Annotated in this window: 10 protein-coding genes; 5 read left to right on the top strand and 5 right to left on the bottom strand. The window is 66.6% G+C overall.

The window, feature by feature from the left end; genetic code table 11:
• Positions 1-6: 6 nt before the first annotated feature.
• Entirely contained in the window at positions 7-993 is a 987-nt protein-coding gene (locus ACFWPH_RS07870) for an alpha/beta hydrolase (RefSeq protein WP_378748822.1), read from the top strand.
• 6 nt (positions 994-999) lie between these two features.
• Here ACFWPH_RS07870 and ACFWPH_RS07865 read toward each other — a convergent pair whose 3' ends face one another.
• Positions 1,000-1,761, bottom strand: coding sequence for a hypothetical protein (locus ACFWPH_RS07865; RefSeq protein ID WP_378748821.1), 762 nt, complete (start codon positions 1,759-1,761; stop codon positions 1,000-1,002).
• A gap of 487 nt (positions 1,762-2,248) precedes the next feature.
• On the opposite strand from ACFWPH_RS07865, the gene ACFWPH_RS07860 reads away from it, so the two are divergent.
• The 4 genes from ACFWPH_RS07860 to narI all read left to right on the top strand — a co-directional run bounded on the left by ACFWPH_RS07860 (position 2,249) and on the right by narI (position 9,489).
• Positions 2,249-5,941 carry a nitrate reductase subunit alpha gene (locus ACFWPH_RS07860; protein ID WP_378749431.1) on the top strand — a complete coding sequence of 1,231 codons (3,693 nt, stop codon included), beginning with the start codon at positions 2,249-2,251 and terminating at the stop codon, positions 5,939-5,941.
• Positions 5,942-5,989: 48 nt separating this feature from the next.
• On the top strand, positions 5,990-7,906 hold the full coding sequence (gene narH / locus ACFWPH_RS07855) for a nitrate reductase subunit beta (protein WP_378748820.1): 1,917 nt from the start codon (positions 5,990-5,992) through the stop codon (positions 7,904-7,906).
• Between the two features lie 31 nt (positions 7,907-7,937).
• Positions 7,938-8,618, top strand: coding sequence for a nitrate reductase molybdenum cofactor assembly chaperone (gene narJ / locus ACFWPH_RS07850; protein ID WP_378748819.1), 681 nt, complete (start codon positions 7,938-7,940; stop codon positions 8,616-8,618).
• A gap of 130 nt (positions 8,619-8,748) precedes the next feature.
• On the top strand, positions 8,749-9,489 hold the full coding sequence (gene narI, locus ACFWPH_RS07845) for a respiratory nitrate reductase subunit gamma (RefSeq protein ID WP_378748818.1): 741 nt from the start codon (positions 8,749-8,751) through the stop codon (positions 9,487-9,489).
• A 132-nt stretch (positions 9,490-9,621) separates the two neighbouring features.
• Here the strand turns inward: narI and ACFWPH_RS07840 are convergent, their stop codons facing one another.
• The 4 genes from ACFWPH_RS07840 to ACFWPH_RS07825 all read right to left on the bottom strand — a co-directional run bounded on the left by ACFWPH_RS07840 (position 9,622) and on the right by ACFWPH_RS07825 (position 13,407).
• Positions 9,622-10,041, bottom strand: a complete 420-nt coding sequence (locus ACFWPH_RS07840) for a PIN domain nuclease (RefSeq protein ID WP_378748817.1) — start codon at positions 10,039-10,041, stop codon at positions 9,622-9,624.
• Positions 10,042-10,296, bottom strand: a complete 255-nt coding sequence (locus ACFWPH_RS07835) for a type II toxin-antitoxin system VapB family antitoxin (RefSeq protein WP_378748816.1) — start codon at positions 10,294-10,296, stop codon at positions 10,042-10,044. It lies immediately after the preceding gene.
• Between the two features lie 148 nt (positions 10,297-10,444).
• Positions 10,445-11,164: a MerR family transcriptional regulator gene (locus ACFWPH_RS07830; RefSeq protein ID WP_378748815.1), complete on the bottom strand. Its 720-nt coding sequence runs from the start codon at positions 11,162-11,164 to the stop codon at positions 10,445-10,447.
• A 185-nt stretch (positions 11,165-11,349) separates the two neighbouring features.
• The gene (locus tag ACFWPH_RS07825; RefSeq protein ID WP_378748814.1) at positions 11,350-13,407 is read right to left on the bottom strand and encodes an NTP transferase domain-containing protein; all 2,058 of its coding nucleotides are present in this window, start codon (positions 13,405-13,407) and stop codon (positions 11,350-11,352) included.
• Positions 13,408-13,418 lie beyond the last annotated feature (11 nt).

Here is a 13,418-nt window from a genome sequence, read left to right as displayed (position 1 = left end):
CTCGGCATGTACCGGCTGCCGCGTTGCCTGGTGTACCTGTTCACGCTGTGCTTCGCGCTGGTGGCGACCGGGATCGCGGCGGGTCCGGCCGCGGCCGAGGGGCCGGCCCGGATCGTGGATGTGCGCCCGCTCGGCGGCCGGCAGTCCGAGGTGGTGGTGCATTCCGCCGCGATGGACAAACCGGTCACGCTGTGGATCTCGCATCCGGGGCCGGGGGCGCCGGCGCTGTATCTGCTGAACGCCGTCGACGGTGGTGAGGACGGCGGCCCGTGGATGCGGCGCACCGATGTGGCCCAGTTCTTCGCCGATAAACCGGTCAACGTGATCGTGCCCATGGGCGGGCGGGCCAGTTACTACACCGATTGGATCGCCGACGACCCGGTGCTGGGCCGCAACAAATGGGAAACCTTCCTCACCCGCGAACTGCCGCCGCTGCTCGACGCCCGGTTCGGGATGACCGGCCGCAATGCGGTGGCGGGGCTGTCGATGTCGGCGACCTCGGCGTTGAATCTGGCCATCCACGCCCCCGGCCTCTACCAGGCGGTCGGCGCGTACAGCGGTTGTCCCCGCACCAGCGACCCGGCGGCGCGCGCCATCGTGTACTCGCAGTTGGCGCTGTTCGGGGCGAATGCCACCAATATGTGGGGCGGCCCCGGTCATCCCGCGTGGCTCGAACACGACCCGATGCTGCACCTGGACCGGTTGCGGGGGACGGCGCTCTACCTCTCCTCCGGCAACGGGGCGCCCGGCCCGCACGAGGTACTGAATTCCCGCGGTATCGACGGCGACCCGCTGCGGTTGGCCGACCGGGTGCTGGTCGGCGGCACGATGGAATCCATCGTCAACAACTGCACCGGCCCGCTGGCGGCCGCGCTGGCCGCCCGGCACATCCCGGCGACCGTGCATTTCCATCCGGGCACGCATGCCTGGGCCTACTGGCAGGACGATCTGCACCGGTCCTGGCCGGTTTTCGCGGCCGCGCTGGGCGTCTGAACCGGGTCAGACCCGGTACCAGACGAACGGATTGTCGCGGGTCGGGCCGTACTTGTCGATCTGATCGAAAAGCCATTCCGCGGGCTCCACCACCGCGCTGTGGCCGGCGTCCTGGTCGAAGGCCACCAGGAGGCCGACGAAGGCGGCGTGCCCGTCGGAGGTCTGCCGGTAGACCACCGCACCGGAATCGCCGCCCTCCGCGCCCAGGGTGTTGGTCGTATAGAGGTAGCGCTCCGTGATTTCGGTGATCGTTCCGCAGCTCCAGCCGGTGGTCGCGCCGAGTTTGCAGACCTGCTGGTTCCGCTGCGGCTTCATATCCACCGACGACAGGCCGAAGCTGCCCATACTGGCCGCGACCCCGACACCGTCGTACAGCCGGATCAGCGCGAATCCGAAGGTGAGGCCCTCGTCGGGCCGGTGGAATTCGTACCAGCCGATCGGGTTGCTGTCCTTGTCGGTGACCACTCCGTCGCGGTAGCAGTGTCCCGCGGTGACCGCGTACCGTGCCGTGCCGATCATGCCGGTGAGCCCCACGGTGCAGCGGCTGATATCGACCTTGCCGCCGACGATCGCGCTACGCCTGACCTCCATACCGGGATACACGGTCACCGCTGGGGTGGCGGCCGACGGGGCCGCGGACGCCCGGCCGGCGACGGAGACCGTACCGACGGCGGCCACCGCGCCGGCGGCCAGCATTATCGCCGCGACAGCGGCCAGGAGGCGAGCGGTAGTTCTCTGCCTCCGCGACACCGGCACAGGCCTGACCATGGTGCACCTCGAAGCTGATCGGGCGACCGCCGGCGGCAGTCGGATCGGGCAGCAATCGTAGGCGAACCGTGTCCCGGGCACGAAGCGGGCGGCTTCCCGCTGTGTAGAAGGGTCCCCGCCCGGCCGCGTGTTCCGGTCCGATGTGACCGCCGCGATATGTAAACAAATGTAAACCACTGGAGAAGCGGTCATTTCCGAAGTTTCACCGGTCCGGCCGGCGGGTGCGGCCGAAACGTCCGATCTTTCGACTCGCGGCCCGTTTCCCCAGGTGGTCTTTCCCGGCCGTCGTATCCCCCGGACCCGCGCAGTGACCACCACATTGCGGTGCCCTCACAGCTCACCGACCTGCGATTTTCGTTGTGAGAAAGCCGTTTGGCCTGGTCCGGCACCGTCCTTACAGTCGAGGCGTCAGCCCGATTTCACCGCTTGCAGAGAAGGGGGCGTCGTGGTTGCTTCACGTACTCCGGAATCACTTACCGCTTCGGATATCGCTGCCGGGGAATCGGGCGCGGGCGATGCGCTGCTGCGGCTGGGGAAATATTTCCAGCGCGGCGAGGTCTCGGCCGATCACCGCACCGTGCACAAGGTCGGCGGGCGCAGCGCCGACGAGTTCTATCGCGACCGCTGGTCGCACGACAAGGTGGTGCGCTCCACCCACGGAGTGAACTGCACCGGCTCGTGTTCCTGGAAGATCTACGTGAAAGACGGTGTGATCACCTGGGAATCGCAGCAGACCGACTATCCCTCGGTGGGGTCGGACAAACCCGAGTACGAACCCCGCGGCTGCCCGCGCGGCGCGTCCTTTTCCTGGTACACCTATTCACCGGCGCGGGTCCGGTACCCATATGTGCGGTCGACCCTGCTGGAGCTGTACCGGGAAGCCAAACAGCGGTTGAAGGATCCGGTGCTCGCCTGGGGCGATATCGTCACCGACCCCGAACGGTCCCGTCAGTACAAGGCCGCGCGGGGTAAGGGCGGATTCGTCCGCGCCGAATGGTGGGAGGCCGCCGAGATCGCGGCTGCCGCGCATGTGCACACCATCAAGGAGTTCGGTCCCGACCGGGTCGCCGGATTCTCGCCGATCCCGGCGATGTCCATGGTCAGCCATGCGGTCGGCGCCCGGTTCATCTCCCTGCTCGGCGGGTCGATGCTGTCGTTCTACGACTGGTACGCCGATCTCCCCGTCGCCTCACCGCAGGTGTTCGGCGATCAGACCGATGTGCCGGAATCCGCAGACTGGTTCGATGCCGGCTACCTCATCATGTGGGGCTCGAACGTCCCCGTGACCCGCACCCCGGACGCCCACTACATGACCGAGGCCCGATACCGCGGTCAGAAAGTTGTGGTGGTGTCGCCGGATTACGCCGACAACACCAAATTCGCCGACGAATGGGTCGCCGCCCGGCCGGGAACCGATGCCGCGCTGGCCATGGCGATGGGTCATGTGGTGTTGCGGGAGTTCTTCGTGGACCGCAGTACGCCGCGCTTCCTGGACTATGTCCGCAAATACACCGATCTGCCGTTCCTGATCACCGTGGACGAGGGCGCGGACGGGGTCGCGGTACCGGGAAAATTCCTCACCGCCGCCGATCTCGGCAACACCGACGAGGGTGCCGAGTTCCGGACCGTGGTGCTGGACTCGGACGGGACTCCGGTGGTGCCGAACGGGTCGCTGGGGGATCGGTTCGGTGCGAACGGCACCGGGCGCTGGAATCTGGACCTCGACGGTGTCGAACCGCTCCTGACGCTGTACGGCCGCACCGACGACGCTGCGGCCGTACAGTTCCCCCGGTTCGACAGCGATGTGCCCGGGGTCCTGACCCGCGGGGTGCCGACGAAAGTCGTTGCCGGTAAAAGGGTCACGACGGTGTTCGATCTCCTGCTCGCGCAGTACGGTGTGGGCCGCCCGGACCTCCCCGGTACCTGGCCCACCGGCTACGACGACGCCACCGAGCCCTACACCCCGGCCTGGCAGGAAGCCATCACCGGTGTCCCGGCCGTGCAGGCTCGGCGGATCGCCCGCGAATTCGCCGATAACGCCGACCGTTCCGGCGGCCGGTCGATGATCCTGATGGGCGCCGGCACCAACCACTGGTTCCATTCCGATCAGATCTACCGGTCCTTCTTCACCCTGACCTTGCTCACCGGCTGCCAGGGCGTCAACGGCGGCGGGTGGGCGCACTATGTGGGCCAGGAGAAATGCCGTCCGGTGACCGGCTGGTCCACGCTGGCCTTCGGCCTGGACTGGCAGCGCCCGCCGCGGCAGATGCAGGGCACGGTGTTCTGGTATCTGGCCAACGACCAGTGGCGCTACGATCCGTTCACCGCCGAAACCTTCGCCTCACCCCTCGGTAAAGGAAAGTTCGCCGGCCGCACGGCCGCGGACAATATCGCCCTGGCGACGCGCCTGGGCTGGATGCCTTCCTATCCGACCTTCGACCGCAACCCGCTCGACCTCGCCGACGAAGCCGATGCCGCCGGACGCACGCCGGCCGAGCACGTGGTCGACGGCCTGAAATCCGGTGAGCTGCGCTTCGCCTGCGAAGACCCGGACGCTCCGGAGAATTTCCCGCGCGTGCTCACGGTTTGGCGGGCCAATCTGCTGGGTTCCTCCGGTAAAGGCAACGAATACTTCCACCGGCATCTGCTCGGCGCGGATTCCAATCTGCAGACCACCGACACCGCCGGTGTCCGCCCCGAAGAGCTGGTCTGGCGCGACGAGGCCGCCACCGGCAAACTCGACCTGCTGCTGTCCCTGGACTTCCGGATGACCAGCACCACGCTGTTCTCCGATATCGTGCTCCCGGCCGCCACCTGGTACGAGAAACACGATCTGTCCTCGACGGATATGCATCCGTTCGTGCACGCCTTCACACCGGCCATCTCGCCGCCGTGGGAGGCGAAAACCGATTTCGAGGCGTTCCACCGGATCGCCCGCGGGTTCTCCTGGCTGGCCGAGAAACATCTCGGGGTGCGCAAGGATATCGTCGCGGTGCCGCTGCAGCACGATTCACCCGATGCCATGGCGCAGGCCGGGGGCACGGTGCTGGACTGGAAGGCCGGAGAATGCGAGCCGATTCCCGGCAAAACCATGCCGAAAATTGTGGTGGTCGAACGGGATTATTCGAAGATCGCGGAGAAGATGGCCGCGCTCGGGCCGCTGATCGATACCCTCGGGGTCACCACCAAGGGAATCACCACGCACCCCGACGCCGAGGTCGAATACCTCGCCGGGATGAACGGCACCGTGGTGTCCGGGGTGGCGCAGGGGCGGCCGTCGCTGGCCAAGGACAGCCACGCCGCCGAGGCGATCCTGGCGCTGTCCGGTACCACCAACGGCCGGCTCGCGGTGGAGGGCTTCCAGGCCCTCGAACGGCGCACCGGCACCGAACTGGCCGATCTGGCCGCCGAACACGAGGGTAAACGGATCACCTTCGCCGATACCCAGGCGCGCCCGGTACCGGTGATCACCTCGCCGGAATGGTCGGGATCGGAAACCGGTGGCCGCCGGTATTCGCCGTTCACCATCAACACCGAACGGCTCAAACCGTGGCACACCCTCACCGGGCGCCAGCATTTCTACCTCGATCACGACTGGATGATCGAACTCGGCGAACAACTGCCCACCTTCCGGCCGCCGCTTGATATGACGGCCTTGTTCGCCGAACCCGGGGTCGGTGAGGTGAGCGAACGCGGTATCACCGTGCGCTATCTGACCCCGCACTCCAAATGGTCCATCCATTCCGCATACCAGGACAACCTGCATATGCTCACGCTGTCGCGCGGCGGGCAGACCATCTGGATGTCGGACAAGGATGCCGCGAAAATCGGTGTCGCCGACAACGACTGGATCGAGGCGATCAACCGCAACGGTGTGGTGGTGGCCCGCGCCATCGTCTCGCACCGGATGCCCGAGGGCACCGTGTTCATGTACCACGCGCAGGACCGCGCGGTGGACGTCCCGCGGATCGAGGGAACCGCGGAACCCGGCGAAACCTTCAAAGGCAAGGGCAAACGCGGCGGCATCCACAACGCGCTCACCCGGATCATGATCAAACCCACGCATCTCATCGGTGGCTACGCCCAGCAGTCGTTCGCGCTGAACTACCACGGTCCCACCGGCAACCAGCGCGACGAGGTCACCACCATCCGCCGCCGCAGTCAGGAAGTCAGGTACTGATATGGCGCAGCCGGCTCATCCACACATTCCCGGAGAGGGGGACCAGCTATGCGTGTGATGGCGCAAATGGCCATGGTCATGAATCTGGACAAATGCATCGGCTGCCACACCTGTTCGGTCACCTGCAAACAGGCCTGGACCAACCGCGGTGGCACCGAATACGTCTGGTTCAACAATGTGGAAACCCGGCCCGGCCAGGGGTATCCGCGGCAATATCAAGACCAGGAGAAGTGGAAGGGCGGCTGGACTCTCGACAAGCGGGGCAAGCTCACCCTGAAATCGGGGTCCCGTTTCAAACGGCTGCTGAATATCTTCGCCAACCCCGATCTGCCGACCATCGAGGACTATTACGAGCCCTGGAGCTACGAATACGACAATCTGCTGTCCTCCCCGGCCATCGACACCACACCGGTTGCCCGGCCGAAATCGCTGATCACCGGCGAGGATACGAAGGTCACCTGGGGCGCGAACTGGGACGACGACCTCGGGTCCGGGCCGCAACAGGTCGGTAAGGATCCGCTGCTGGCACGGGTCTCCGAGCAGGTGAAGCTCGAATTCGAAGAAACCTTCATGTTCTACCTGCCGCGGATCTGCGAACACTGCCTGAACCCGTCGTGCGCGGCATCGTGCCCCTCCGGTGCGATCTACAAACGCTCCGAAGACGGCATCGTCCTGGTGGACCAGGACAAATGCCGCGGCTGGCGGCAATGCATGACCGCCTGCCCGTACAAGAAGATCTACTTCAACCACAAAACCGGTAAAGCCGAGAAATGCACATTCTGCTATCCGCGGGTGGAGGTCGGTATCCCGACCGTATGCTCGGAAACCTGCGTCGGCCGGCTGCGCTATATCGGCGTCATGCTCTACGACGCCGACGCGGTCCTCGAGGCGGCCTCGGTCACCGAGGACGAGGATCTGTATCCGAGCCAGCTCGGGGTGTTCCTCAATCCACATGATCCGCGCGTCGTCGCCGAGGCCGAACGTGCCGGGATATCCCCGGAATGGATTCAGGCCGCGCAGGATTCACCGGTCTACAAACTCATCGTCGACTACCAGATCGCGCTACCGCTGCATCCGGAATACCGCACCATGCCGATGGTCTGGTACGTGCCACCGCTCTCACCGGTGGTGGATGTGCTGACCGAAACCGGGCACGACGGCGAGGACCACGCCAACCTGTTCGGCGCCATCGATGCCCTCCGCATCCCAGTGGAATATCTGGCCGAATTGTTCACCGCCGGTGATGTCGGCCCGGTACGCGCGGCGTTGCAGCGGCTCGCCGGGATGCGTGCGTTCATGCGGTCGATCAACCTCGGGCAGGAACCCGATCCTGCCATCGCACCTTCGGTCCGGCTGGAACCGGAAGAGATCGAGGCCATGTACCGGCTGCTCGCCATCGCCAAATACGAGCACCGCTACGTGATCCCGACCGGCGCGGGCGCGCAGGCACACGAACTGGACTCCCTCGCCACCGGCTGCAGCCTGGACAACGACGGAGGTCCGGGAATGACCGCCTTCGACCAGATGGTGGAGAAGTTCCAGCTCACCGACTCGAACGACGCGGCACCGGAAGAGAAGTCGGGACGGATCAACCTGCTCAACTGGGACGGGAAGAGCACCGAGGGGTTGATCCCCGTCAGCACGAACGGTGCGGCCGCAAAAGAACCGGATCGGGAGCTCGCCGCGGTCGCGAATGGCGTGGGCGCACGCGTGGGTAACGGCTCGAACGGCCACGGATCCGAGTCGGCGTCGACCGGGCCCGATGAGATCGGCGCGAATGGATACACGAGCGACGACGGCGCTGTCGGCAGTGCTCCGCACGCCGTTGCCGGGGCACCGGCCGGTGAAGGAAAGGGGCCGGCGTCCACGGGAACCGGGAACCCGGACAGCGGTTCACCCGGCTACGATGCCGCCGCGAACGCGGCAGGCGCTGCCCAACCCGAACCCTCGGAGGTCGGCCGGTGACCTACACGATGAGCTGCGAGCGGAGTGCTCGATGGCGCTGCTGAAACTACGCCGCCGGCCCGAACCCACGGTCGCGATGAGCGAACGGGACCGCCGGCTCGTCTGGCGTACCGCCGCCCTGCTGCTCGACTATCCCGCCACCGCCACCATCACCATGCTCGACCAGGTGAGCGCGGCCGTCGGCGAGCTACCGGAACCGGTGCGCACCCACCTCGCGGAGTTCTGCGACCACTTGCGCACCACCCCGCAACTCGACCTGGCCGCGCACTATGTCGAAACCTTCGATATGCGGCGCCGCGCCAGCCTGCACCTCACCTTCTACGCATACGGTGACACCCGCAAACGCGGTATGGCGCTGCTGCGGTTCAAACACGCCTACCGGCACGCCGGGGTCGAACTCGACGACACCGAACTCCCCGACCACCTGCCGGTACTGCTCGAATTCGCCGCGACCGTGGACCCCGTCGGCGGCGAACGTCTCCTCGGCGAACACGTCCCGGTGATGGAGCTGCTGCGACTGTCGCTGTCCGACGCCGGTTCGCCCTATACCGGGGTATTGGCCGCCGTACTGGCGACCCTCGCCCCGCCGACCACCGCGGACCGGCGCAAGATCGCCGAACTCGCCGCGCAGGGCCCACCCGAAGAAGAGGTCGGGCTGGAGCCCTTCGCCATGGACCCGACGATGCCGGACCGATCGGAAGGCCGCCGATGAGGCGGTCCCGCTGCCCCGGTCTCCGCGGATCGCAGGCACCTGCTCCGATGGGGCTTCCGGTGAGGTGCTCCCTCCTCCGCACTCGCTCCGGCCTCGGCGGACCACATATCCCTGTTCAGAGGAGGACCTGGTGACCACCTTCTTGTGGATGACCCTTCCCTACGTGGCCTTCACATCGTTCGTGCTCGGCCATATCTGGCGCTACCGCAACGACCAGTTCGGCTGGACGACCCGCTCCTCACAGATCTACGAATCCCGCCTGCTGCGCATGGGCAGCCCACTGTTCCATTTCGGCATGCTGGGTGTGTTCTTCGGTCATGTGATCGGAGTGCTCATCCCGGAATCGTGGACAGCTGCCATCGGGATAAGCGAACACACCTACCACCTGTTCTCGGTATCGGCGGGCAGCGTGGCGGGTCTCGCGGTGATCACCGGTATCGGGATCCTGATGTACCGCCGTCTCACCGTGCCCGCGGTGCGCAAGGCCACCACGGCCAACGACAAGTTCATGTACTTGCTGTTGGCCGGGGCTTTGATCACCGGACTGCTCAACACGATGGGCAGCAACCTGCTGTGGGGGACCTACAACTACCGCGAAACGGTCTCCCCATGGTTTCGCAGCCTGTTCACCCTGAGCCCCCAGCCGGAACTGATGGTCGGCACCCCGTGGACCTTCCAAGCCCACGGCCTGTTCGTCCTGGCCCTGGTCGCCGTCTGGCCCTACACCCGCCTCGTCCACATGTTCTCCGCCCCCGTCGGCTATCTGGTCCGCCCCTACGTCGTCTACCGCAGCAAGGAGATCGCCGGCCCCGACAAACGCCGCTACTCCCGCGCCTGGGAAGCCCCGGTAACCCCGGAACGCTGGAATTGAACGGGCTGGTTTCTCCGATACGCCGCTCAGCTTGGCCCGCCAGGCAGTCTGCTGGGGACCTCGAAGAGGCGGCGGTTTTCGAAAGTCGAGGGCATGTGGATCACTGCTCAGCCGACTCGGCCCTGCCCAGGATCACAGCGACCCCTTCGGAGCGACCCATTCAGTGGCTTGGCTGGTGATCGTCGCAATTCGATCGTAGTCGGCGTCGTAGTGCAGCACAGTAGCCCCGGCGCATTCGGCGGTGGCGGCGATGATGAGATCCGGCAACCTGAAGTGACGGTGCTGACTCGCCGCGGCCAGTTGTCGGTGCACGTCCAGTGCCCTGTCCATCGCTTCGTTGGTGACATCAATCCACCGCATTCCGTGTAGCGCAGACCAGAGTCGCTCGTACCCTGCGGGGTCTGGTGCGTTGTTCAGGTACTCCAGTGATGTCATCTGGCACGCTGCCAGCCGGCCTTGGGAAAGGAGGTCGGCGAACCGGTCGCGAACCCGGTCGTGTTTCGATTGCAGGACGAATACTGAGGTATCGGCGAGATAGATCGAGCCTGCCATCTACGCGACTCGGTCTCGCCGCGCCTCCTCGGCGAATGCCGATAGATCGCGTCCGCCGCTTTCCCGCCAGGCATCTTTCGATCCGGAGTAGTCCATCTGCACACTGTCGAATGCTTCGAGGATGTCGGCTGCTTTCCTGCGTACAGCGAACGAGCGCAGCGCCTCGTTGATTGTCGCGACTTTGGTGTCTGTGCCCAAGACTTCGCGGGCTGCCTCCAGCCACTCGTCGTTGATGTCAACGGAAATGCGCGTCATGGTGTCCAATATACACCAATATCAAGGCCGTAAACGCACCAATATTTCTCAGACATGGTGCCTTGTACGCCGCAATCGGCGTGCATCCGAGGCCTGATGTGAACGGCCGGTGCGATGTGGGCGTGTAGATGTAGCGGATTTCTTCGGGTCAGTCGGTGGTCGTGAGTAGGCGGTTCACGCGGAGGAGGACGTCGAACTGAGCCTCGTTGTAGAGGTCTTTGAGGGCCAGCGCGAGAGCTTGGGCCGCGCGTTCGGGGCCGACCGGTGAATCGTGCACCGTGTTGAGGTCCGGGTAGGTGGTATGCAGTTTCCGGGCATACGGTGCGACCTGTTCGGCAACTTTCTCCCGGGTCTGTTCGTCGGCGTCGGCGGGGAGGTTGTCGAAGTCGGTCATGGCGAGATCGGCCGCGTCGCTGGTGCTGAGCATTTCGCGCAGCGAACCCAGGGCGGTCGGGCCGAGAACCCGGTTCAGGATGACGGTGTAGGCGCGATCGGCCTCGGTGAATTCCGCGGCGGTCGGCGCCAGGTCGGGTGGGAGGTCGGAGTGGGTGCCTTGGCGGAGGATGAGGGCGAGTTCCATGCGGATACGCTGCAGGCGCTCGATGGTCGCGGCCAGTTCGGCGTCCAGCGTGTGTAGCGATTCGCGCGGATATCCGTCCTCACCCATCTCGGCGATCCGGGACAGCGGTATGCCGAGGTCGGACAAGCGTTTGATCCGCAGCACCCGTAGCAGGTGCGCGACGCCGTAGCGCTTGTAGCCGTTGCTGCCGCGTTCGGGCTGCTCGAGGAGGCCGACATCGTGATAGTGCCGCACCGTCCGCACGCTGGTGCCGGCGAGTTCGGCGAGCTCACGAGTACTCCAGGTCATGATCGGCTCCTCGAATCGGATCTGCCGGCGTGTGCTCGCCGACCTGTACTACAGGATGAACCCTGCCGTAACGGCATAGTCAAACGGCTACGGTGGCGCCGACCTCGTTGGCCTCCCGGCCCTGCATGACGGTGTCTTCCCGGTGCAGCTACCGGCACTCGAGAGTGCTGCCGAATGCGGCGGGGTCAGCGGGGGACCGGGATGAACTCGACAGGGCTGCCGTTTTGGGCGCCTGCGGGGACTATGACCACACCGTCGCGGTCTACGAGACCGCCGAGGTGGGCGGTTCGGATGGTCGGGTCGCCGATCCAGCCGCCCGGGTCGGTCGCGTTGCGGGCGGGGACGATGCGGGTTACCGAGCCGGAGATTTCGGTGGCGTTGTGCAGTGGGCCGATCAATGGCCGGGGTGGGTGGGCGCCGGTGCGGCCCGCGACTACGGCGGGGGACAGGGCGAGCAGGGTGGCGACTGCGGCGAACGGGTTGCCGGGAAGTCCGAGGACCGTTGTGGTCGAGAAGAGTTCGGCTGCCACGGTGGAACCGCCAGGGCGTAGCGCGAGGCGGGGGACCAGGATTCGGGCTCGGGCGCGGTCGAGGGCGCCACGGAGTTGGTCGGCGGCGCCGCCGCCGGTCGCGCCGACCACGACGAGGAGATCGCAATCGGTGGCGGTGGCCAATACCTCGTCGAAACCGTGGGCGGTATCGCGGAGATGTACCTGGTCGAGGGTCTGTACCCCGTGCGCGGCGAGTAGGACGGGCAGGATGGGGCCGATGGAATCCCGGGTCTGCCCGGCTTGTAGCGGGCCGGTACTGCGGATCTCGTCGCCGGTCATGACGATGCGGGCGCGGACCGGTCCGCGGACGGCAGCGGTGGTGACCTCGACCGCGGCGGCCGCGGAAACGAGTGCGGTGGTGACCACGGAACCGGCCGGTGCGACGACATCACCGGGTGTGCGGTCCTCGCCGCGCCGGCGGATATCGGAACGCTCCGGAGTATCGGGAAGCCGGTGCAGCCGCCCGTCGTACCGGGCGAACTCGTCGCGCAGGACACGGGTGGTGCCCTCGGGAACCTGGGCGCCGGTGGCGATCCGAACCGCCTCACCGGGGTGTAAACCGTCCGGCCGCTGCCCGCCGGCGAAACCGATATCGGCGCGAAGCTCCCACGGCCCCTCCCCGCGGACCGCGTAGCCGTCCATCGCGGAGACATCGAATCGCGGCAGGGCGCCGAGCGCGGTGATCGGGGTGGCGAGCGCCGCGCCTCGGGCAGCGGTCAGCTCGCAGTGACGTCCGGGAAGCCGGGACAGGCTCTCGCGCAGGGCTTCGCGCGCCTGATCCAGCGGTAGCGGCGAGTCGGCGGCGGGTTCCCGGATTCCAGCGTGATGCGGGGGGCGAGTGCCGGTGACAGGTTGTGCAGTGGTTACGGAAATCGGTGCGCCGATATCCCGCGTCGCCGAGTCACCGGCGGTGGCCGGCCCGGCGCTGCCGGCAGCGAACGCGGTAGGAAGGTCGACTACCTCGGAACTGCCGCTGTGCCCGGGCGCGCCGCGACCGCTGTCGGGTATCTCGATGGTGCCCGTGCCGAACGTCGCGTCACCGCCGGCGCCGTGTGCTGAACCGTCGGCGGTGTTGTGGGGATCGTCGTGGCCGACGCGGTACGTCCAATCCCGGCTCGTTCCGAGCGCGGCACGGGCGGCATCGATATCCCCCGGAGTATCGCAATCCTCGACCCCCGCCAGCGTCACCATCTTCGTGTGCGGTGGCACCAGAGCTTTCATCGGCTGATTGACCACCGTGCCGAGTTCGCGCAGCCCGGCGGCCAGGGCCTCGTACCGCCACACGCCGATCAGGTATTGCGGCCGGCCGTTGCCGTCGGCCGCGAACACGGCGTCGAAATCCGCAGACTGCTGCAGTAATTCACCGATCACGGCGGGGGTCAGGAACGGCATATCGGCGGCCAGGACGATCACCTGGGTGGTGGCCTCGGCGCCGAGCGCGGCCACACCGGCCGCAATGGCCGCCACCGGGCCGGACCCGGGTTCTGGTTCGCGGGTTTGCAGGATCGACGCGGCGAGTTCCGGTCGCGGTGGGCCGACGACCACAGTGCGACCCGATCCCGCCGCGACCAGCGCGGTTTCCAGCATGGACCGTCCGCCCACCACGAGCCCCGGTTTGTCGACGCCACCCATACGACTGGCCCGGCCCCCGGCGAGCACGATCACGTCCGGGGCGGGCGCGGAATTCGGCATACCCCTCATGC

This window comes from Nocardia sp. NPDC058499, assembly GCF_042719915.1.
Classification (GTDB): domain Bacteria; phylum Actinomycetota; class Actinomycetes; order Mycobacteriales; family Mycobacteriaceae; genus Nocardia.
The sequence above is the reverse complement of the archived record's forward strand: the minus strand, read 5'-3'. Positions and strand labels throughout refer to the sequence as shown.